This is a genomic window from Pedobacter lusitanus, from assembly GCF_040026395.1.
GTDB classification, from domain to species: Bacteria; Bacteroidota; Bacteroidia; order Sphingobacteriales; family Sphingobacteriaceae; genus Pedobacter; species Pedobacter lusitanus.
Window position 1 is genome coordinate 3,333,655 of sequence record NZ_CP157278.1, and the last position, 21,459, is coordinate 3,355,113.

The window sequence follows — 21,459 nt, forward strand, 5'->3', positions numbered from 1 at the left end:
GTCTGTTAATTTAATATTTAAATGGTATTGAAGCTTGCGGGACCCTATTTTATTCATTAATTTGAATGAAATAAACTCATACAGGTTTCATTTGTGCGTATTATGTAATTTCTTTTGTCTGACAATTCAAATTTAATACCAATACAACGATATTTGTGTCACCGAAGCATCCCTTATTTGTTAAAAAATGTTAAATACAAAAAACAACGATCCGTTAAAACCTCATTTCTATAAATACCAGGGAGCTGGCAATGACTTTGTTTTAATCGACAACCGTCGTCAAACATTTGAATATAAGGATAATAATCTTGTTTACCAACTGTGTGACAGGCGTTTTGGCGTTGGAGCAGACGGTTTAATGCTGCTGCAAAACCACTCTGAATACGATTTTGAAATGCTCTATTTCAATGCAGACGGAAAGCTGGGCAGCATGTGCGGAAATGGTGGGAGATGTATCGTCGCCTTTGCCAAACACCTCGGCATTATAGACACCCAAACTAACTTTTTGGCAGTGGATGGCCCTCATTATGCCAAAATTACAGCAAAAGGCGACTGGGTTGATCTGCAGATGATTGACGTACATCAGATCAGCAGAGACGGAGAGGCTTATGTTTTAAATACCGGTTCTCCGCATTACGTGGAACAGGTCACAGAGCTTAAGGAAATGGATGTTTTTAAAAAAGGAAAAAAAATCCGCAACAATACGACCTACAAAAAAGAAGGTATCAATGTAAATTTCGTGGAAGACAAAGGCGATCATCTTTTTGTACGCACCTTTGAACGTGGTGTAGAGGATGAAACTTTTGCCTGCGGAACCGGAGTAACCGCAGTTGCACTTGCTATGGCTAAGAAGAATGAAAAAACCGGCAACCAGGTTACTGAAATAGAGGTTCTGGGCGGAAATCTTCGCGTTGGTTTTAACTATGACGGCAATGATTTCACCAAAGTATTTCTTTGTGGTCCTGCCGAACTGGTGTTTGAAGGCAACGTTAAATTCTAATTCTCCGCCAGATGGGCAGCAATGCCAATCTTAATTTCCCCGAAAGTGAAGCTTTTACCCAGGTGATCCCTGATGGGTGTTAAACTCATGGTCTGCAATTCTTTAATTGCCTGCAGAATATTGTCCAGTTTTTTGCGACCTAAAATATCTTTGGCAGAAATCTCCTGCAGAGCGACATAATGCGCAAGGTGCCCTTCTATCGTACCCACAACCATTTTTCGCTCTTCAGCAATTTCAGCTATATTTTTCCCTTTTAAAAACAGCTCCAGAGAAACCATTTTGGTATCTTCTTTAGGCGGTTTAACTACAGCAGCTTTTTTAGTTCTTTCTTTTTTCGCTGTAAAATCCAGTTGATTAGGCATCGCAAAAACCGTCTTCATCTGGGCTTCACGCTCTTTCTGATTCAACAGAGAGCCTACATCCGTTTTAGTAAAATCTGTACCATTGATTGTCGCCTGCAATAAACCAGAAGCTTTTCTTATCTTTTTAAATTGCTCATAAAACAGTGATTCCATGTCCAGCAGTTCTGTCAGATAAGCAGTCACCTGTTTATCCTGTTTAACCAGTTCCATCCGGTCAAAAATACGCTTCGAAAGATCCAGTATCAGCGGATTGAAATAATTCTCTGCTGCAGTAGTTCTCACCAGCAGACTGGCCAGCCCCTCTTCAGACTGATCGTTGCATAAACGGTGAAGCTGCGCCAGGAATTTATTGGCATTAGCCTTAATCTCACTCAGATCTTTTAACAACTGCTGAGCCCATTTGACATGTTTCTGTTTCGCAGATTTATTGATATCCTTACTGTAAGAGTGAACATGCTCATAAACATAATTATCGAGCGGCGTCAGGTCAAAACAAGTCAACAGGTAGCTTTTCAGGAAAGCTTCGCTCTCGAGTTTAATCTGGGCGTTCAATTCCTCCTCCTGCTGTTTATTCTTTGAGAATAAGGCAACATTCTGATCCTGTCTGATTCCTGTTCTGGAAATTAAAGAAGTAAGCACCAATCCGTCAAGCGAACGCAAACGCGACAGGGCTACATAGATTTGTCCAGGCGCAAAAGCATTACCAATATCAATGATGGCTTTGTCAAAAGTTAAGCCCTGGCTTTTATGTACAGTAATTGCCCAGGCAAGTTTAATCGGGTACTGAATAAATTTACCAATAACCTCTTCTTCAATTTCATTGGTAATTTTATGATTGCTGTATTTTATATTTTTCCAGGTAAATTTTTCAAGAACGATCCTTTCCCTTTCGCCCTCTGTTTCTACTTCTATGCCATCCTCCCGCAAACCGGTTACTGTAGCAATTTTTCCGTTAAAATAGCGGCGCTCACCACTCTGATCGTTCTTAATAAACATGATCTGCGCACCCAGCTTTAGCTCCAGTGAGTACTCGGCAGGATAAGAACTTTCAGAAAACTCATCTTCTATGGTCGCTCTGAAAAAATAAGATTTACCCGAAAGCTCTTCCAGGCTTTTCTTGTTTAAAGTATCTGCACGCTGATTATGAGTAGTCAGCGTGATATATTTATCGTCTTTTGCCGGTTCGAAATCAGCTTTGTAATATTTCTCCAGCAGCGTAATGTCTTCTGCTGTAATTTCATTATTTCTCAGATTATTCAGCAGGTTAATGAATACTGAATCTGCCTGTCTGTATATTTTTTCCAGTTCGATATATACCGGAGGATTATGATACAGTGCATGGGCATCAAAGAAATAAACACTTTGATAAAACTCACCCAGTAACTGCCATTCATTAGACTTAACTACCGGAGGTAACTGGTGAAGATCACCGATAAACAGGACCTGTACCCCTCCAAAACTGGCATTATTTTTCCTGATATAGCGCAGTACCATATCTATCGCATCCAGTAAATCTGCACGTAGCATACTGACCTCATCAATGATCAGTAATTCCAGATCCTGAAATATTCTTCTTTTGGTTGTGTTCATCTGCAGGTGACGAACGATAGATCTCGGCGTATTATATTGCTGATTCACCGGTTCAACTGCTGGCTGTTTAGGCAGGTAAGTGCCAAATGGAAGCTGAAACAGCGAATGAATGGTTACCCCTGCCGCATTAATCGCAGCAATCCCCGTAGGCGCCACAATAACTGCTTTTTTATGCGTCAGTTCAATTAAATTTCTCAAAAAAGTAGTCTTCCCGGTTCCGGCCTTCCCTGTAAGGAAGATGTGCCTGGAAGTATAATTGATAAATTTAGCTGCTATCTCAGCAGGGTTGTATTCAGACATATCTTGTACCAATTTTGAGAAGCAAAGGTACTAAAGCTTTCCAGAAACTAATTAATCAAAAGTTTATAGCCCTTACCATGTACATTCAGAATCTCCACTTTAGGGTCTTCTTTCAGGTATTTGCGCAGTTTACTGAGAAACACATCCATACTTCTGCCATTAAAGTAATTATCATCATGCCAGATACTCAGCAAAGCCTCCTCGCGGGTAAGAACCGCATTCTGCTTCAGGCAAAGCAATTGTAGAAGCTCAGCCTCCTTGGTTGAAAGTTTTTGCTGCTGTCCGTTATGCTGAATCAGTTGTGTCGTATAATCAAAAGTATAACTTCCTATCTGGAACTGCGACTGAACAGGCTCAGCAGTCTTCGTTTCCCTGGCTGATACACGCTTAAGCAGCGCATTGATTCTGAGCAGCAGTTCTTCTATACGGAATGGTTTTGTAATATAATCATCTCCCCCTAAGTCATAGGCCGAAGCTTTATCTTCCATCATCGCTTTTGCAGTGGCAAAAATAATAGGAATATTCTCATTGATCTTTCTGATCTCTTTACCTAATGCAAAACCATCTTTTTTGGGCATCATCACATCCAGAATACACAAATCAAAAGTCTGCTTATTAAAAGTCCTGAGACCTTCTTCGCCATCTGCACATAACACTACATCAAGTTTACCCTTTAGCTGTAAATAGTCTTGCAGCAGCATTCCCAGGTTAGGATCATCTTCGACCAATAGAATTTTCATAAGTTCTTATTGTTGTTTTAGGGGTATAATTATTTCAAATACTGTTCCTCTGTCCTTCTCACTTTTCACCTTTATCGTTCCATCCATCTGTGTAACGATGTCCATGACGTAATTCAGGCCAAGTCCAAATCCTTTCACATCATGCAGATTCCCTGTCGGCACCCTGTAAAACTGATCAAAAGCACGCTTACATTGTTCTTTCGTCATTCCGATACCCTTATCTTCTATATCAATATAAAGGTTTTTACCCGAATTCCTTGTACTTAATACAATCTGTGGTGGCCCGACACTGTACTTATTCGCATTATCAATCAGATTATAAATCACATTTGACAAATGCAGCTCATCTCCGGATACTACCGCAGCAGAAGCATTCAGCTCCAAAGTTAAAACAGCTTCTCTTTTCTGCAGCTGAAGACTCATACTATCGGCCACAGCAGCGATGAGTTCATTCATCTCGACATCCTCGGCCTCCAGCTTCAATTCCTTTTTATCCAGTCTCGCAATACTCAGTACACGCTCAATATGATTTCCCAGACGAACGTTTTCATCATATATAATTCCGGCAAGCCTGCCAATTCTTGTCTTATCTCCCTGAATATCCGGATCCTTCAGAGCTTCACTGGCAATCATAATCGTAGAAACCGGGGTCTTGAATTCATGAGTCATGTTATTGATGAAATCAGTCTTCATTTCTGCAATCTTTTTCTGTCTCAATATAGCGTAAAGTGTATAAGAGAAAATAGATATCAGCACGATCAGCAAACCAGCAGAAGAGGCCATCGTTACGCTCAGATTGCTGAATATTGCAGCGCTTTTATTTGGGAAATTGATATACAGCATCCCCGGATCGCGGAGCACATCATTACTGAAAAGTGTCGTTTTATAAGTATTGGCAGGCAAAATCTCTCCTGAAACCGATGATATTTTACGAAATACAATCGAATCACTGGCTAAACTTTTCAGCCAGAAGTCATAATCCAGGTCTATATTTTTATTGACCAGTTCTGCGCGCAGCAAAGTATCAAGGGTTGCTTTGGAAATCCGCTCAGTCAATGGAATATCCAGCTGACTCATCTCTTTGGCAGCCGCTTCCAGTACATTAAAACTACCTTCATCAAGCAGACGCACTGTATCAGCCTGCAATTCTCTTAAAGCATGGTCCCGTCTTCTGTTGGCAATCTCATCCTCAACTTTGAATTTAATCCGCATGTCTCCGTTGAGTGTTGGTAAAGATACCCTCAGCGGTCTGCTGTCATAACGGCTGTAAACAAGGTAACGAATACTATCGGGCAGTTTTTTAGGCTCTATATCGAAAGTTTTAACAGATCCGAGCTTAAATGTTTTTTGCACGTTACTGCCAATCATATTCAGATTGGCATCAAAACCTACATTAACATCTACATTCAAAGGCGTTGTAGCCTGGTTGGCCAGGTTATAAAAATCAGACTCTGAAATTATTGTCGGACTCAGATACATTTTTCTGATCATCTCATCCTGATAATTGAGTTCATCAATCATCTGCTTGCGCTGATCATATTTTCTTCTGCGCTCTTCTTCTTTGTATTTCTGATCCAGATCTATCAGACGGCGGGTTCTGTCGCGACGCTGATTCTCTATTTTAATCCGCCATTCCACATCTTTTTTATTCAGATGATTCACTGCATTCAAACGCTGTACCTTATCGGCTACGGCACTTAAAGCCTGATTCACTTCCTGCTCGAAAAGCTGTGATTTAAGTCTATAAGCCTCCCTGATGTAATACAATTGCATTACAAACACACCAAGCAGCGCTATGGTCATGAGGGCAGTAATCAGCCAGAGACTTCTTTTCTTCATTTATCGAATTCAAAAATAAGGAAGACCAGTTTAATAACGTCTATTTTAACAATATTTAACACGAGTGGATTACAAAAATATACAATCAGCCATCTGTGAGCCGGACAAAAGACATACTGCATAAATTGGAACGGTTTTTGAAAAAAGCAATAAAGTTTAGTATAAATAAACAAAGTTCATTAAAACCAGTATCCTAATTATTCTTATGATGATACTTAAAACATTCCGATACCTGTTTTTCACGTTGCTTGCAGGAATATTTGTCCTCTTCGTATTTACTTTTGCTGTAAAAAGAACTCCTGAAAACAATTACAAGAATCTAAATCAAACAGATAAACAATTGTTTGATGAGCTGACCTTACAGTATAAAACCTTCGCAGAGAAATCAGAACAGATCTGGACAGCTAACTATCGTTACGACAAAAAACCACTGATTCTGATCCGTTCTGTTAAAAACAAGTTTATATGGAACTATATCTATCTTGTAAACGCAGGTAAACTGATAGATACCAGTAAATATACAAAGATACACTTCCCCGGCAACCCCTACCTGCAGGATGTATATGCAACCACTTCTTTAGGTACAACGTCATTGCAATATTGGTTCCCGTTTGCTTTTGACTATAGCACCTTAGGCAATCAGGAAGTATTGGCTTTTAAGTATTATCCGGAATTATTTAAAAATGGGGTTACATTTCCGGACTTCTCTTTTTTCTCCATGCATGAAGCATTTCACCTGTATGCACAAAAAGACTGGAAATATGATGCTGATGCTAAAGCATCGACCAATCCATACCCGCATAATAACGAAAATTACAACCTGCTAAAAAAAGAATATGTGCTGATTGATACCGCATTAAATACAACTGATACTGTCGCTTTAAACAAGATAATGAAAGAATGGGTACAAGTACGAAATAGCCGTTACGCAAAATGGCCTCAGCTTATCGGAGAGACAAATCTTGAAGCGATCGAGGGTACTGCAAAATATATAGAATTAAAATATGCAAAACTGATTGACCATAAGAAGAAACAAGGACCCACTTTTTCACAGGCATTGGACAGCCTGTTAAAAAGCGGGCAAAATTATTCTTTTCTGGAAAGATCAGTCTTCTACTCTACGGGCGCTGCATTAGGCTATATACTGGATCGTTTAGATCCTGCCTGGAAAGAAAAAATCACGGAAAGCCCAACCCATAAAGGACAAACTCAATATCAGATTTTAAAATCCCGTTACTAAAAAATGCCGGGAAATATTTCCCGGCATTTTCATAATATTTGTTTCCTGTAAAAAAGATCCTTAGAATGGCAGATCATCTTCCTCACCCGGTGCATTGTTTAAATCTGCAGGGGGAGCATATTGTGGAGTAGAAGCCGCAGCACCGCTATTAGTCAGTGCATTGATACGCCAAACTACCAAACTATTGAAATAAGAAACTTTTCCCATTTTATCTGTCCACGGGCGACCACGCAAATTGAATGAAACTTCAACATCATCACCAGTTTTTAAGCTATCAAATAAAGCAGTTTTATCTTGTAAAGCCTCGAACCTGATGTATTCAGGATAAGTTGGGTTTTCTGCATATTCAATAATGAGATCACGCTTTTTAAAAGTCTCACTCACCTGCTGTAATGCACCAATTTCGTGCACTTTTCCTTTTAATTCCATAACAATTACTCTTTTATTCTACTTTCTAGTTCAAATCTCTATATTATTATTGATAACTTAGCACAATAATTATGCAAGTTTTCCACAACAAAAGTAAGGTTATTTTAACCTGTAACAAAAGACTTTCGCCTTATCTGGTAGAAGAGGTAAAAGCGCTTGGCTATGAAATCGTAAGAGATTTCCCTACCGGAGTAGAGTTGAATATCACCTTAACAGAGTGTATTAAACTGAATTTAAACCTGAGATGTGCCAGTCAGATCTTATACTGTTTAAATAGCTTTAAAGCCAATAATCCCGAAGAATTATACCGCGAACTGGTAGATATGCCATGGGAAGATCTGATTGATTTTTCCGGTTATTTCTCGGTTACTTCCAACGTAGATAATCCAACGATAACCACTCCGCTTTTCACTAACCTGAAAGTTAAGGATGCTATCGTTGACAGAATAAAAGACAAAAAAGGAATGCGTCCGAATTCGGGTTCAGATGCGAACAAAACTGTAGTCCACCTTTACTGGAAAGACGACGAAGCAGCTATTTTTCTGGATACCTCGGGAGAAACTTTAGCCAAACACGGTTATCGTAAAATTCCTGGAAAAGCACCGATGCTTGAAGCTCTTGCGGCAGGCGTAGTGATGAGTACAAACTGGGACCAGAAATCACCATTTATTAACCCGATGTGTGGTTCAGGAACCCTGGCTATTGAAGCCGCATTACTGGCGACCAACAGAAGACCTGGTTTATTCCGGATGAATTATGGTTTTATGCATATCATTGGCTATGATGAGGAAGTGTTTTTTGCTGAACGCAGAATTCTTAAAGACCAGGTCATCAAAAATGTTGATTTGCAGATTGTAGCGACAGATTTATCGGAAGACGCAGTTGATGTGAGCCGTAAAAATGCAAAAACTGCCGGTGTAGATACCCTGATTACCTTTGAAGTTTGTGATTTTGCAGACACACAGGTTCCTGAAGGCGGAAAAGGTGTGGTCGTATTCAACCCTGAATATGGGGAGCGTCTGGGTGTTCACTCTCAGCTGGAACTGACCTATAAGCGGATTGGTGATTTCCTGAAAAAGGACTGTAAAGGTTACAGTGGCTATATTTTCACCGGTAATCCTGATCTGGCTAAAAAAATCGGATTAAAAGCATCCCGCAAAGTTGAATTCTATAATGGTAAACTGGATTGCCGTATGCTGGAATACGAATTGTATGACGGTACACGCCGGGCTGAAGAAGAAAGACCTAAGCCTAAAGAACATAATCCGGAAAACTAGTTCTCTTTAAACAAACAAGTAATCCTATATAAGACCTGCAGGCCTGAACATTCCTTTAAAAGGAAATAATGTTCAGGCCTGCAGGTCTTTTTCTTTTGGTTCCAATAGCAGAAAAACTGGTATGACATTATTTTGTCGCTAGTTAGTCGTTAGAGTTAATACGCCATTGAAACGGGGTTGAAGCGGGGTTGAAACGCTTCGACCCGTATCAACCCCGCTTCAACCCCGTTTCAATCCCGCTTCAACACTAACCAGTATATATCCGGTTCTATACTAGAATATAGATGCAATAGTAATTTGTCTTATTCCCACTCTTTACCCTCAACAGGAATATATTTTCCAATTCCAAATCCGCCGGCTCTGAATTCTCGTTAGTATGTATTCAGTATCATATATTATGAAAGACGCCCCGGATATAAAACCAGAAATTGTGGCAAGCAACATCAGAAAAATCAGAGAGTTTAGGAATTACACTCAGGATTATCTTGCTGCCAAACTTGAAATTTCGCAAAATGCCTACAGCAAAATTGAGCTGGGCTACAGTAAACTTACTGTAGAAAGATTATTTCAGATAGCCGCTATACTTGACGTTAAAGTCACGCAGCTGATTATGGCGGATTACAGCCATGGTGTTAATCTTAATCAGTTAACCGAATAACCCGGAATATAATATCTTTGTTTCATGCAAATGGATCTGGATATTATCAAAGAAAAAACAATCAGTTTTGTAAAAAAAACGCTCGAAGGAGCTGAGGCCGGTCATGACTGGTTTCATATAGAAAGGGTTTATAAAACAGCCCTGAGTATCAATGCAAAAGAAAACGGCGATTTACTTATTGTAACTCTTGCTGCATTACTGCATGATATTGCTGACAGCAAATTCAATAACGGAGACGAAGAAATCGGGCCGGAAATCGCAGGCCGCTTCATGCAGTCAGCAGGTATCCCTGATGACATCATTCTGCAGGTACAGCAAATCATCAGAAACCTGAGTTATAAAGCCAGCCTGGGTCAGATAAACTTTTTTTCCAGAGAGCTGGATATTGTACAGGATGCAGACAGACTCGATGCTATAGGTGCCATTGGAATTGCCAGGGCCTTCACTTATGGCGGATTTAAAAACAGGGTACTCTATGACCCGGAAATTCAGCCCGACCTGAATATGAGTAAAGAAGCCTATAAAAACTCGGTCTCCCCTACCATCAATCATTTTTATGAAAAACTCCTTCGCCTGAAGGATCTGATGAAAACCGGCACCGGAAAACAAATTGCAGCGCAGAGACATCAGTTTATGCTGCTCTATCTGGATCAGTTTTATGCAGAATGGGAAGGTGTAAGTTAAATTTAAAACCTGTTAAAACTTATCTGATAATTATCTTGTAAATTGCCTGCCATGAAGTTAAGTGTCCTTGTTCTGATTACTGCTCTGGCAGTTGGCCTGTCTATCGGGCTGGTAAATTTCCATTTCCAGCAAAGCTGGTATTTTATGCTTGTCTCTTTCGGGGTTTCGTTCGTGACAAGTTTTATTATGTTTTACTACCTGCTGGAAAAATACATCTATTCAAAAATTAAACTGATCTATAAACTGATCCATAATCTTAAGCTGGGTAAAGACCTGAAAGATGCACTGGGCGAATATGTGAGTACAGATCCGATCAATGATGTGGAGCACGAAGTGAAAGAATGGGCCGGTGCAAAGAAACAGGAAATTGACCTGCTTAAAAAACAGGAACAGTTCAGAAGAGAATTTTTATCAAATGTCTCTCATGAATTTAAGACCCCGCTTTTTGCAATTCAGGGTTATATAGAAACTTTACAGGACTGTCTGCTGGACGATCCTGAAATGGCTGTTAAATTTCTGCAAAAGGCAGAGAAAAATGTTGAACGCCTGAGTTATCTGATCAATGACCTGGATGCGATTTCAAAACTTGAATCAGGAGAGGTACCTATCGATTACCGGAAGTTTGATTTTGTACTGCTGGCTAAGGAAGTTATGGAAGCACTGGAGGATAAAGCCAGCAAAAGAAAAGTTCAGCTCTCTTTCAAAGAGAAATATATGCACCCCGCTTTTGTAAACGCCGATCGCGAAAAAATCAGACAGGTTATGATTAACCTGATTTCCAACTCCATTAAATATGGAAAAGAAAACGGATCTACTGCTATAAAAATATTTGAATTACATGATCAGTACCTTATTGAGGTCACAGACGATGGAATTGGAATTGATGAAAAACACCTGCCCAGACTTTTTGAACGCTTCTACAGAATTGACTCTCACCGGTCAAGAGAAGTTGGCGGAACAGGTTTGGGACTGGCTATCGTCAAACATATTCTGGAAGCTCACCAGCAGATTATATCTGTGAGAAGCACTCTTCAGATCGGGACAACTTTTGCTTTTACGTTGCAAAAAATTGGTTAAGATTTAAAGAAATATTCCTTTAATGTTAACACTTAACACTAACTTAACATTGCGATCCTACTTTTGTAACCATATCTTATAGTTAACATGAATAATATTTTCAAGTTCTTTACACCAAAAGACAAAAAATTCCAACCGCTGTTTGAACAAGCCGGAAGCAATGTATTAAAGATCTCAGAAGCACTTTTTCTTGCATTAAGTACAAAAGATCTGGAAAAAAGAAAAGAATATATAAAAGAGATTGAACGTCTTGAGCACGTTGGTGATGAAATCACTCACTCTATCTTCTTAGAATTAAGTAAAAACTTTATCACTCCTTTTGACAGGGAAGATATTCATGCACTGGCTAGTGCAGTTGATGATATTGCAGATTATATCCATGCTTCGGCAAGTAATATAGAACTGTATAACATTACGAATATCGGCGATGCCATGATTAAACTGGCAGAATTACTGGTAGAAATGTGTACAGATTTAGATAAGGCAATCAGAGAATTGAGAAGCTTTAAAAATATCCGTGTAATTGCTGACGCCTGTGTACGTATTAACAGTGGCGAGAATCAGGCAGATTACGTTTGTAATATTGCAATTGCGAGGTTATTTGAATTTGAAACCAATGCAATTGAACTGATCAAGCAAAAAGAAGTCCTTCAAACACTTGAAATGGCTACAGATAAATGTGAAGATGCAGCAAATGTGTTGGAATCTATATTGGTTAAAAACGCTTAAAATTCAACGAAAATGCTTACACCCTTATTGATCGTCGTAATTGTACTGGCCATCGGTTTCGATTATATCAATGGTTTTCACGATGCAGCTAATTCTATAGCAACCGTTGTATCAACAAAAGTACTTACCCCTTTTCAGGCAGTACTCTGGGCAGCACTTTTTAATTTTGCTGCTTACTTCTATTTTACGGATCACAAAGTTGCCAATACGATTGCTAAAACGGTTGTGGAGAATTTTATCACCCTCGAGGTAATTCTGGCCGGACTGTTAGCTGCGATTACATGGAACCTGTTTACCTGGTGGTATGGTATTCCATCGAGTTCATCACATACCCTGGTTGGAGGTTTTGCAGGAGCTGGTATGGCTAAGGCAGGATCACTGGGTTTTGGTGTGCTGTCTGCAATTAACCTTGCCCCGATCCTTAAAATCATTGCTTTTATTGTACTTGCCCCTGTTATCGGGATGTTCATATCAGTAATCATTTCGATTATTTTATTGCATCTTTCTAAAAATGCAAGACCTTCGGTTGCGGAGAAATGGTTCAAAAAACTACAGTTAATCTCTTCTGCAGCATTGAGTTTCACTCACGGAGGAAATGATGCACAGAAAGTAATGGGTATTATTTATGTAGCCATGGTTGCTGCCAAAGTATTAAAAACAGGAGATACCATGCCGGAATGGATTCCATTTACCTGTTATGCTGCCATCTCTTTAGGTACAATGAGTGGCGGATGGAAAATTGTTAAAACAATGGGTTCAAAAATCACCAAAGTAAATGCCTTTGAAGGTGTTGCTGCAGAAACTGCAGGTGCGGTAACCCTGGGTATCACAGAACATTTTGGTATACCTGTATCTACTACACATACCATTACAGGTTCAATTGTTGGGGTAGGATTGTTAAAAAGAGTTTCAGCAGTAAGATGGGGCGTAACGGTAAGTTTGCTTTGGGCATGGGTATTAACTATCCCGGTTTCAGCATTACTGGCTGCCATTATCTTTAAGGTAGTTGACGTTTGTTTTCCAGGTCTGGGAGCTGTATAAATAGCATTAAGATAAAATAAAAAAAGCCTCTGAACATGATGTTCAGAGGCTTTTTCTTTTCTTTAAAACACAACCGTGTAACTCACACGGCTTTCTTTATTTTTAGGTTGTTCCCATTTAGGTCCTTCCTTAATCAGCCTTACAGCTTCTTCATCAAATTCTTTACTGATACCTTTCATGACCTTCAGATCAGCAGGCTTACCTTCGCTGTCAACCAGGAAGCTTAATTCGACCAGCTTATCTCCGGTACCACGCAATTTATTGTGATCATTCAGGTAAGTATCGAGATTTACCCATCCGCCCACCGGAGCAGATAGTGCCGGTACAGCCGTAGCTACTGCTACTTCTGCCAGTGGTTTACCCTCATTTTTCTCTATCACGGGCTGATCTGCGGCCGGAATACTTTTACTCATTCTGCGCATCGCCTGAACAGGAACCACTGTACTATCACCAATCCTCACCGGAGCACTCTGTATGGCATATGGCTGAACCACTCTGTCCATTGCCACGACTTCACCCTGTATCTCTTTTTTAAGATCCGGCTGCCCGGTTACTGCTTCTTTAGTTCTTTTTGCAGGTACATTACTGGCATAAATATCATTTTTAGCCGAATCTATAACTGCCTGACCTGGTAAAGGAGCAATGTTTACTTCAACCTTTTCCGGCCTGGTTCTCGCTAACTCATTTCTTTTCTCCCTGTCCTTCATGAAGAACATGATACTGACAGAAATAAACATTACCGCCGCTGCTGCTGCCACGCTCAGACGCTGCCAGGTAAAGACAGTTTCTCTTTTAGTTTCCTGCTGCCGGGCTATACGTTCATATAGCTGCTGCTGAAGCAGAGATACGTTTTGCACAGCCCTTCCCGGCGATTCACTTAAACCTGCAAGTGCCTGTGCAACAAAAGGATCTTCCAGCGCCTGCTTTTCAATCTTGTGCATAGCTTTGCTGTCAAGCTTACCATCCAGGTAATCTTCCAGTAATTCTATATCTAACCAATTGTTATTCACTGCTGTTTTTCTCTATGCAAATTTTCAAATTGCGTTTTCCGTTCTGAATATAGCTCTTTACCTTGACCATTTCATACCCGGTCAGTTCTGCTACTTCTTTATAACATTTTTCCTGGAGATAGAATAAATCCACACTCGTGCGCTGCTCTTCGGTCAGGGTCTCCATACACCTTTCCATAACGGTCAGTTGCTTTTCTTTGGTATCATCTATATCCAGATGCACAAAGTCGGTATTTTCCACAAAAGTATCATCAATTGAGACCGTATTGTTTTTAGCTAACTTCCTCAGTGCCATTAAACAATGATTTCTGGTCAATACATGCAGCCAGCTTTTGAAATTCTGAACCTCATGAATCTTCAGTTTGACTACCAGTTCTTCAAAAATCTGCATAACGGCATCCTTGCTCGCTTCCTCGTCTTTGAAATAATTAAGACAAACCCCGTAAACAAGATGCATATACCGGTTATAAAGCACCCCTAATGCATCCAGACTTCCTGTACTTTTGTACTGTAAAAGAAGGCCTGCATCATCGGTATCTCTGACTCCTGCTGTATTTTTTATAAATTTCAAATTATATATGGAGGAAAATTCTTTTCAAGTATAAAAATATTTTCTGACTCTGAGCCTCTTTAAATTCATATGATTCTGATAATCTTCATTTAATGGCCAGAAATTTGCTTACTATTGACTTTATACCAAACAAATGAATAAAATCAAATTATTATCCCTGGCTTTCGCAGCCATCGCACTGAACACCTATAACGCACAAAGCCAATCACTTGGAAGCATTTTAAAAAAAGTAAAATCTGCAACCGAGACTAAGACAACTACTACCCAGCCGGCAAACCAGCAAACAAATCAGCCCACGGCTACCGCAACAACTTCTACAGCAGTTAAACCAAGTACCCTGGAAATTGGTACCGGAATTAAACAGGCACTGGAAGCAGGTATTTCCAAAGGGGCAGATCAGTTATCTATGAAAGACGGTTTCCTGGGTAATATGGCAGTTAAAATATTATTCCCTCCCGAAGCACAAAAGGTAGAAAAAGCACTGAGAAGTGTAGGTCTGGGTTCTCTGGCTGATAATGTCGTGACCAGTTTAAACAGGGCAGCAGAAGATGCAGCAAAAGAAGCTAAACCGATATTCGTCTCGGCAATTAAACAAATGACCATTACTGATGCTACAAATATTTTACTGGGGAGTGAAAATTCAGCAACTGAATATTTTAAAAAGGCAACGACTTCTCAACTGATGGAGAAATTCAAACCTGTCGTTACTTCCAGTTTAAGTAAAGTCGGCGCAGCTAAATATTGGGGAGACGCAACCAATCAGTACAATAAATTACCATTGGTTAAACCGGTAACTACTGATCTTACGGGTTATGTAACTCAGAAAGCCGTAGAAGGCATGTTTATCCAGGTTGCACAGGAAGAGGCAGCGATCAGAAATAACCTGGGCGGACGTACGACATCAGTTCTTCAGAAAGTATTCGGATACGCCGATCAGAAAAAATAAAAAAGCCGAAAATAAAGGCTACTTTTATGCAGTACAATTACGAATAACTTACAAGTATATTGGATTTTAAAGATTTTAATTTTAACCCTGATCTATTAGAGGGTTTATTAGCAATGGGTTTCAGAAATGCAACCCCTATACAACAGGAAGCAATTCCGCTTATCCTGGCAAAAAAAGACCTGATTGCCTGCGCCCAGACCGGGACAGGAAAAACAGGAGCTTATTTGCTGCCGGTCATGAATATGATCAGCCAGACCGAGGAGCGGCATAATAATACGCTTATTCTTGCCCCTACCCGGGAGCTTGCACAGCAAATTGATCTGCAGGTTGAAGCACTTTCCTATTTCACCAATATCAGCTCCCTGACAGTTTACGGAGGAGGAGATGGTATTGCCTATGAACAACAGAAACGCAGTATGCGTGAAGGTGTGGACATTATCATTGCCACGCCGGGCAGACTGATTTCTCACCTTTCTTCAGGATTACTCAAACTTGATCAGCTACAGCACCTGGTTCTGGATGAAGCGGACAGGATGCTCGACATGGGTTTTTATGATGATATTATGCGCATCGTAAGTTTCCTTCCGGAAAAAAGACAAACGGTATTATTTTCGGCAACCATGCCACCTAAAATAAGAAAGCTTGCAGGTAACCTGTTAAAAGATCCTGAACAGATCAGTATTGCAATTTCAAAACCTGCAGCCGGGATCAATCAGCAGGCTTATATCGTACATGATACACAGAAAGTAAAATTGCTTACTGAACTCATGAAAAACGTTGATTATCCAAGTATTTTAATTTTTGCTTCTACGAAAGACAAGGTTAAAAATCTGGGTAAAGTCTTCCGTGGACTTGGATTTAAAGCAGAAGCTTTTCACTCCGATCTGGGACAAAAAGAAAGAGAAGCTATTTTATCAGAATTTAAAAATAAACGTGTTCCTGTGCTGATTGGTACTGATGTATTATCCAGAGGAATTGATGTGGAAGGAATCACGCTGGTAATCAATTTTGATGTACCACATGATCCGGAAGATTATATTCACAGGATAGGCCGGACAGCGAGAGCTGCAACCACAGGTACAGCGATCACTTTAGTTAATGATAAGGACAAACGTAAGTTTGCCAACATTGAGAAGCTGATTGGCAAACCCATAGACAGAATGCCTTTACCTGAACATCTGGGTGCGGCACCTGTAGAAACAGCTGTTACCACAGAACCTAAAACAGAGCACAAAAAAAAGAAAGCACCTCAGCGTAAGTTCTGGAAAAAGAAACCTAAAACCAATGGTTCGTTGCCCCAGGCTGAGAATACTGCACCAAAAACAGAAGGTTCCGTACCTAAATCTGAATAATATAACAACCGCTTAAAGTAAAATTTTATTGTTTTATTTGTAAAATTAAGCAGTTCAGGAACAGGAGCAATTTTTATTGCTCCTGTTTTTTTATCTTTACATTTATGCAAAACCTACCTCCATTAGCCGAACGGATGCGTCCGCAAAATCTGGATGAATATGTTGGACAACAACATTTGGTAGGTCCGGATGCGGTACTGCGCAAAGCGATACAAAGCGGCCAGCTCCCTTCCATGATCTTCTGGGGCCCTCCGGGGGTCGGAAAAACAACTTTAGCCTATATTATCTCGCAAACGTTAGATCGTCCGTTTTTTAATCTGAGTGCCATTAATTCAGGAGTCAGGGACATACGCGATGTTATCGATAAAGCAGCACTGTTAAAGGATAGTTTTCTGGGCTTACCGATCTTATTCATTGATGAGATCCACAGATTCAGTAAATCACAGCAGGATAGTTTACTGGGCGCAGTAGAACGCGGCCTGGTTACACTCATTGGTGCTACGACAGAAAATCCTTCTTTTGAAGTGATTTCCGCTTTATTATCCCGCTGCCAGGTTTACATCCTGAAATCACTGGATGAGCAGGAGCTTTCCGGTCTGCTGCAAACTGCAATCCGTGAAGATGTCATCCTGAAAGAGAAAAAAATCACCATTAAAGAGCATGAAGCACTGATCCGTTTATCCGGAGGTGATGCCCGAAAGCTACTCAATGTACTGGAAATTGCAATTAATGGCATTGGTGGTGATCAGCTGGTTCTGACCAACGAAAATGTACTGAAACACGCCCAGCAGAATCTCGCTTTATATGACAAGGCCGGAGAACAGCATTATGATATCATTTCTGCTTTTATCAAATCCATAAGAGGAAGTGATCCCAATGCCGCTGTTTACTGGCTTGCCAGAATGATTGAAGGCGGCGAAGATCCGTTATTTATTGCCAGACGGTTACTCATTCTCGCTTCGGAAGATATCGGCAATGCCAATCCCAATGCGCTGTTACTGGCCAATAACTGCTTTCAGGCGGTGAATGTCATCGGTTATCCCGAAGCCAGAATCATTCTTTCACAGGCAGTGACCTATCTTGCCTCTTCGGTGAAAAGCAACGCTGCTTACGAAGCGATCAATAAGGCACAGCAACTGGTCAGAGAGACCGGTAATTTACCTGTTCCCTTACCTATCAGAAATGCGCCAACCAAACTGATGAAAAATATCGGTTATGGAAAAGACTACAAGTATGCTCATGGTTATGAAGGGAATTTTACTGCCCAGGAATATTTACCTGACCTGATCAGCGGCACCAAACTATATGATCCGGGACATAATCCTGCGGAAGATAAACTCAGAGAAAAATTGAAACAGAACTGGAAAGATAAATACGGTTACTAGACAATTTATCCCCAGCTTTTAAGACAGTTGTACAGAATTGTAGTCAACATAGCTGTTTCGGGACACTTTTGTGTCAGCTATTCGATGAAATTTAGACAAAAATCCTGTCTTATTCTGATAAATCACAGAAAACTTACACTTGGCATTACCTTTGAGTAAAAGCCAATATAAACAAATAAATTATTATCATGATTACTTCGAAATTCAAAATAGCTACATTCAGTATTGCATTATCGTTAAGCGCAATGGCTTTTCAGGGCTGCGACAGTTTAACTAAAACACAAAAGGGTGCTGGTATCGGTGCTGCAGCAGGTGGTGTATTAGGTGCTATTATCGGAAAAAAAGCTGGTAATACTGCTATTGGAGCAATTATAGGTGGTGCTATTGGTGGTACTGCTGGTGGATTCATCGGAAAACGTATGGATAAACAGGCTGCTGAAATTCAGAATGCTATTCCAAATGCAGAGGTAGTACGTGAAGGTGAAGGTATCATCGTGAAATTTGATAGCGGAATCTTATTTGATTTTGACAGTGCAAACTTAAAAGCACAAGCTAAAGAAAATGTAAAATCATTATCCGGATCTCTTGAAAAATATCCTGATACTGAAATCAAGGTTATCGGTCATACTGACAGCAGAGGTACTGAAACTTATAACATGAGTCTTTCTGAAAGAAGAGCAGCAGCTGTTAAAGCTTATGCAGTTTCTCAGGGCGTACCATCATCACGTTTAACTACTGTAGGTAAAGGTTTCTCTGAGCCAATTGCTGATAATGCAACTGACGCAGGAAGAGCTGCTAACCGCAGAGTTGAAATTGTTATCGTAGCAAATGATCAATTGAAAAAACAAGCTCAGCAAGCTAACAACTAAAAATATTAAGATCTACCTATTTTAATAACAAAAAGCCGAAGTAATTATACTTCGGCTTTTTTGATGACATAGATTTTTTATCCTGTTTTATTGATAGATATCTTCAAAATAATGAATTGCCAGTGATTTTAAGAGTAATTCCTGCTCCATCATTGCAAATGACGGAACCTGTTTTACCAGCTTCCAATGCGGCCATCCGTCCTGATCCAGTCCTTCAAGCTCATAAAATCCCATTTCACTCAATAAACGGCAGGTTGCGATATGCATCAGCTCTTCTTTTTGACGTTTGCTATACTTACCTGGTCCCTTGCCGAGTTCCTGAACACCTATCAAAAATAACATTACCTTTAAATCAGGTATATCTGAGTCAAATTCTTCAGCAATCTTTTGCTGAAGAACCTTCCATTTGGCATTAATTTCTGCGGGTTTCATAGTCCAAAGATAAAAAATATAAAAACGGTTTATGACAATTATATTAATACATCAATTTTTGGATTCGCTAATTTAGCCGTTAAAATATATTATTGATGACTAAAGTAATCACAACGGGCCTGATGGCTTATGGTATGTCCGGCAAGATCTTTCACGGACCTTTTCTAACTTCACATCAAGGATTTAAACTTCATGCTGTAACTGAACGTAATCAAAAAAATGCGGAAAAGGATTTCCCGGGGATTATCAGTTATGACAGTATTGAAGAGTTACTAAATGATAAAAGTTTGGAGTTGATTGTTATCAATACTCCAAACAATACACATTACGAATATGCAAAGCTGGCACTGAATGCGGGCAAACATATTTTGGTAGAAAAACCGTTTACCGCAAATCTGGCAGAAGCAGCGGAAATATTTAAACTGGCAGAAAGTCTGGATAAAAAGGTATTTGTCTATCAAAACCGCAGATGGGATAGTGACTTCGTCGCAGTAAAAAATATAATTAATAGTGATAAGCTGGGTAAACTGTCAGAAGTTCATCTGCGCTTTGACAGATATAAAGCTGGTATTGGTGTAAAAAGCTTTAAGGAAGAGCCGATAGCCGCCAGTGGTTTACAGTACGATTTAGGCCCGCATCTGGTGGACCAGGCAATCAGCCTGTTCGGACAGCCTGATTCATTTCATAAAATATTAGGCAGAAACAGAGAAAACACAAAAGTTGATGACTTCTTCTCTATCCATCTGAGCTATCCTGACAGCTTAAATGTATTTGTACATTCCAACATGATGGTGACTGACATACAGCCTGCTTTTGTATTGCATGGCAGAAACGGCTCGCTTATTAAAGAGAGAGCGGATGTACAGGAAGAACAGTTACTGAAAGGGATTAAACCGAATGAACCGGGCTTTGGTATTGAGGCAAAAGGTAAAGAAGGGAAACTGACCCTGATCAATGCAAACGGGGATAGAACAAGCCAGCTGATAGCTTCTGAACCAGCCAGTTATATGGCTCTTTTTGAAGCGGTATATCAGTCTCTGGTAAACCAGCAACCCTTCCCGGTACTACAGCAGCAAATATTAAAGCAGATAGCAATCCTGGAAGCCTGATCATGACAACCTACCTGATCTTACTCGCCGCATTTCTGATCGCTCTGTATTTTATATTCAGAAACAAAAAATCTAAACAGCTCCCTGAAAACATCATCGGTGAAGCTGAAAGGCAGCTACTGCTTAGTCATGTGGCTTATTATAAAAACCTCGATGCTGCAAACAGAACAAAATTTGAGCAAATGCTCGAAGACTTTTTAAGTGATGTACGCATTGAAGGTATTGATCTGACACCTGACAGGACTGATCGTTTATTAATTGCATCCAGCGCCGTTATTCCGGTCTTTGGATTTGGACAGTGGAAATATAAAAATCTGCATGCAGTGATCCTGTATCCTGACACTTTCAACAAAGATTTTCAATTTGAGGGCGGTGACCGCAACATTCTTGGAATGGTAGGTACCGGGTATATGAACGGCCAGATGATTTTATCACGTTCTGCCCTGCTGGAAGGATTTTCTATCAGTGCAGACAAAGAAAATACAGCCATTCATGAATTTGTGCATCTGCTGGATAAATCTGACGGGGCAACTGATGGTATTCCTGAAAATCTGATGCCGCATCAGTATATTATTCCCTGGGTAAAAATGATTCATCAGGAAATCAATCAGATTGAGGCCGGAAAGTCTGATATCAATCCTTATGCTGTTACCAATGAGGCTGAATTCTTTGCTGTAGTTTCAGAATATTTCTTTGAGAAACCTGCTCAGTTCAAAGACAAACATCCCGAGCTTTATCAAATATTATCCACTACGTTTTCACAGGATCCGGTAACCAGATAATTCTGCTCTGGTAAAAGAATAATTCGGTTACCGGTTC

General features: G+C 40.0%; 21 protein-coding genes. 14 read left to right on the forward strand and 7 right to left on the reverse strand.

Annotation, left to right across the window (positions count from 1 at the left end; all coding sequences use genetic code 11):
- The first annotated feature begins 187 nt into the window (after positions 1–187).
- A complete protein-coding gene (dapF, locus tag PL_RS14245) occupies positions 188–1,000 on the forward strand; it encodes a diaminopimelate epimerase (RefSeq protein WP_041884589.1) in 813 nt (270 codons plus the stop codon).
- Here the strand turns inward: dapF and PL_RS14250 are convergent.
- The 3 genes from PL_RS14250 to PL_RS14260 are packed head-to-tail and all read right to left on the reverse strand — an operon-like array spanning position 997 to position 5,831.
- Positions 997–3,252 (reverse strand): helix-turn-helix domain-containing protein, encoded by a 2,256-nt coding sequence (locus PL_RS14250; protein WP_041884591.1) that lies wholly within the window; start codon positions 3,250–3,252, stop codon positions 997–999. The genes dapF and PL_RS14250 overlap by 4 nt on opposite strands.
- 47 nt (positions 3,253–3,299) lie before the next feature.
- Positions 3,300–3,992 (reverse strand): response regulator transcription factor, encoded by a 693-nt coding sequence (locus PL_RS14255; RefSeq protein WP_041884592.1) that lies wholly within the window; start codon positions 3,990–3,992, stop codon positions 3,300–3,302.
- 6 nt (positions 3,993–3,998) lie between these two features.
- Positions 3,999–5,831 carry a sensor histidine kinase gene (locus PL_RS14260; RefSeq protein ID WP_348619746.1) on the reverse strand — a complete coding sequence of 611 codons (1,833 nt, stop codon included), beginning with the start codon at positions 5,829–5,831 and terminating at the stop codon, positions 3,999–4,001.
- A gap of 205 nt (positions 5,832–6,036) precedes the next feature.
- Between PL_RS14260 and PL_RS14265 the strand changes: the two genes are divergently transcribed.
- On the forward strand, positions 6,037–7,071 hold the full coding sequence (locus PL_RS14265; protein ID WP_348619747.1) for a hypothetical protein: 1,035 nt from the start codon (positions 6,037–6,039) through the stop codon (positions 7,069–7,071).
- 60 nt (positions 7,072–7,131) lie between these two features.
- On the opposite strand, the gene PL_RS14270 is transcribed toward PL_RS14265, so the two are convergent.
- Positions 7,132–7,500, reverse strand: a complete 369-nt coding sequence (locus PL_RS14270; RefSeq protein ID WP_041887175.1) for a DUF3127 domain-containing protein — start codon at positions 7,498–7,500, stop codon at positions 7,132–7,134.
- 71 nt (positions 7,501–7,571) lie between these two features.
- Between PL_RS14270 and PL_RS14275 the strand changes: the two genes are divergently transcribed.
- From PL_RS14275 to PL_RS14300, 6 genes are all read left to right on the forward strand, one after another.
- Positions 7,572–8,777 (forward strand): THUMP domain-containing class I SAM-dependent RNA methyltransferase, encoded by a 1,206-nt coding sequence (locus PL_RS14275; protein ID WP_041887174.1) that lies wholly within the window; start codon positions 7,572–7,574, stop codon positions 8,775–8,777.
- Positions 8,778–9,153: 376 nt separating this feature from the next.
- The gene (locus PL_RS14280) at positions 9,154–9,435 is read left to right on the forward strand and encodes a helix-turn-helix domain-containing protein (protein ID WP_348619749.1); all 282 of its coding nucleotides are present in this window, start codon (positions 9,154–9,156) and stop codon (positions 9,433–9,435) included.
- Positions 9,436–9,465: 30 nt separating this feature from the next.
- A complete protein-coding gene (locus tag PL_RS14285) occupies positions 9,466–10,119 on the forward strand; it encodes an HD domain-containing protein (RefSeq protein WP_200890692.1) in 654 nt (217 codons plus the stop codon).
- 51 nt (positions 10,120–10,170) lie between these two features.
- Positions 10,171–11,196 (forward strand): sensor histidine kinase, encoded by a 1,026-nt coding sequence (locus PL_RS14290; RefSeq protein ID WP_041878591.1) that lies wholly within the window; start codon positions 10,171–10,173, stop codon positions 11,194–11,196.
- Positions 11,197–11,283: 87 nt separating this feature from the next.
- Positions 11,284–11,925, forward strand: a complete 642-nt coding sequence (locus PL_RS14295) for a DUF47 domain-containing protein (RefSeq protein WP_041878593.1) — start codon at positions 11,284–11,286, stop codon at positions 11,923–11,925.
- A 12-nt stretch (positions 11,926–11,937) separates the two neighbouring features.
- Positions 11,938–12,966 carry an inorganic phosphate transporter gene (locus PL_RS14300; protein WP_041878595.1) on the forward strand — a complete coding sequence of 343 codons (1,029 nt, stop codon included), beginning with the start codon at positions 11,938–11,940 and terminating at the stop codon, positions 12,964–12,966.
- Between the two features lie 62 nt (positions 12,967–13,028).
- On the opposite strand, the gene PL_RS14305 is transcribed toward PL_RS14300, so the two are convergent.
- Positions 13,029–13,976: an energy transducer TonB gene (locus tag PL_RS14305; protein WP_041878597.1), complete on the reverse strand. Its 948-nt coding sequence runs from the start codon at positions 13,974–13,976 to the stop codon at positions 13,029–13,031.
- Positions 13,969–14,547: an RNA polymerase sigma factor gene (locus tag PL_RS14310; protein ID WP_041878599.1), complete on the reverse strand. Its 579-nt coding sequence runs from the start codon at positions 14,545–14,547 to the stop codon at positions 13,969–13,971. The genes PL_RS14305 and PL_RS14310 overlap by 8 nt, the downstream gene beginning before the upstream one ends.
- A 133-nt stretch (positions 14,548–14,680) precedes the next feature.
- Here PL_RS14310 and PL_RS14315 point away from each other — a divergent pair, with 133 nt between their 5' ends.
- The 4 genes from PL_RS14315 (at position 14,681) to PL_RS14330 (ending at position 19,099) form a co-directional block, all read left to right on the forward strand.
- Entirely contained in the window at positions 14,681–15,493 is an 813-nt protein-coding gene (locus PL_RS14315) for a DUF4197 domain-containing protein (protein ID WP_041878601.1), read from the forward strand.
- 59 nt (positions 15,494–15,552) lie between these two features.
- Positions 15,553–16,845 (forward strand): DEAD/DEAH box helicase, encoded by a 1,293-nt coding sequence (locus PL_RS14320; protein WP_052496069.1) that lies wholly within the window; start codon positions 15,553–15,555, stop codon positions 16,843–16,845.
- Between the two features lie 104 nt (positions 16,846–16,949).
- Positions 16,950–18,230 carry a replication-associated recombination protein A gene (locus PL_RS14325; RefSeq protein WP_041878603.1) on the forward strand — a complete coding sequence of 427 codons (1,281 nt, stop codon included), beginning with the start codon at positions 16,950–16,952 and terminating at the stop codon, positions 18,228–18,230.
- 188 nt (positions 18,231–18,418) lie between these two features.
- Positions 18,419–19,099, forward strand: a complete 681-nt coding sequence (locus PL_RS14330; RefSeq protein WP_200890691.1) for an OmpA family protein — start codon at positions 18,419–18,421, stop codon at positions 19,097–19,099.
- A gap of 87 nt (positions 19,100–19,186) precedes the next feature.
- Here the strand turns inward: PL_RS14330 and PL_RS14335 are convergent, their stop codons facing one another.
- Complete coding sequence (locus PL_RS14335) at positions 19,187–19,531, reverse strand: hypothetical protein (protein ID WP_041878607.1); 345 nt, start codon at positions 19,529–19,531, stop codon at positions 19,187–19,189.
- Positions 19,532–19,626: 95 nt separating this feature from the next.
- On the opposite strand from PL_RS14335, the gene PL_RS14340 reads away from it, so the two are divergent.
- The gene (locus tag PL_RS14340) at positions 19,627–20,640 is read left to right on the forward strand and encodes a Gfo/Idh/MocA family oxidoreductase (protein ID WP_041878609.1); all 1,014 of its coding nucleotides are present in this window, start codon (positions 19,627–19,629) and stop codon (positions 20,638–20,640) included.
- 2 nt (positions 20,641–20,642) lie between these two features.
- Positions 20,643–21,422, forward strand: a complete 780-nt coding sequence (locus PL_RS14345) for a zinc-dependent peptidase (RefSeq protein WP_041878611.1) — start codon at positions 20,643–20,645, stop codon at positions 21,420–21,422.
- The last annotated feature ends 37 nt before the right edge of the window (positions 21,423–21,459 follow it).

Coding starts and splice junctions, on each gene's coding strand:
- PL_RS14295 (WP_041878593.1), top strand. CDS start 11,284: ATGAATAATATTTTCAAGTTCTTTACACCAAAAGACAAAAAATTCCAA.
- PL_RS14265 (WP_348619747.1), top strand. CDS start 6,037: ATGATGATACTTAAAACATTCCGATACCTGTTTTTCACGTTGCTTGCA.
- PL_RS14260 (WP_348619746.1), bottom strand. CDS start 5,831: ATGAAGAAAAGAAGTCTCTGGCTGATTACTGCCCTCATGACCATAGCG.
- PL_RS14340 (WP_041878609.1), top strand. CDS start 19,627: ATGACTAAAGTAATCACAACGGGCCTGATGGCTTATGGTATGTCCGGC.
- PL_RS14335 (WP_041878607.1), bottom strand. CDS start 19,531: ATGAAACCCGCAGAAATTAATGCCAAATGGAAGGTTCTTCAGCAAAAG.
- PL_RS14270 (WP_041887175.1), bottom strand. CDS start 7,500: ATGGAATTAAAAGGAAAAGTGCACGAAATTGGTGCATTACAGCAGGTG.
- PL_RS14280 (WP_348619749.1), top strand. CDS start 9,154: ATGTATTCAGTATCATATATTATGAAAGACGCCCCGGATATAAAACCA.
- PL_RS14325 (WP_041878603.1), top strand. CDS start 16,950: ATGCAAAACCTACCTCCATTAGCCGAACGGATGCGTCCGCAAAATCTG.
- PL_RS14330 (WP_200890691.1), top strand. CDS start 18,419: ATGATTACTTCGAAATTCAAAATAGCTACATTCAGTATTGCATTATCG.
- PL_RS14275 (WP_041887174.1), top strand. CDS start 7,572: ATGCAAGTTTTCCACAACAAAAGTAAGGTTATTTTAACCTGTAACAAA.
- dapF (WP_041884589.1), top strand. CDS start 188: ATGTTAAATACAAAAAACAACGATCCGTTAAAACCTCATTTCTATAAA.
- PL_RS14290 (WP_041878591.1), top strand. CDS start 10,171: ATGAAGTTAAGTGTCCTTGTTCTGATTACTGCTCTGGCAGTTGGCCTG.
- PL_RS14315 (WP_041878601.1), top strand. CDS start 14,681: ATGAATAAAATCAAATTATTATCCCTGGCTTTCGCAGCCATCGCACTG.
- PL_RS14345 (WP_041878611.1), top strand. CDS start 20,643: ATGACAACCTACCTGATCTTACTCGCCGCATTTCTGATCGCTCTGTAT.
- PL_RS14300 (WP_041878595.1), top strand. CDS start 11,938: ATGCTTACACCCTTATTGATCGTCGTAATTGTACTGGCCATCGGTTTC.
- PL_RS14285 (WP_200890692.1), top strand. CDS start 9,466: ATGGATCTGGATATTATCAAAGAAAAAACAATCAGTTTTGTAAAAAAA.
- PL_RS14250 (WP_041884591.1), bottom strand. CDS start 3,252: ATGTCTGAATACAACCCTGCTGAGATAGCAGCTAAATTTATCAATTAT.
- PL_RS14255 (WP_041884592.1), bottom strand. CDS start 3,992: ATGAAAATTCTATTGGTCGAAGATGATCCTAACCTGGGAATGCTGCTG.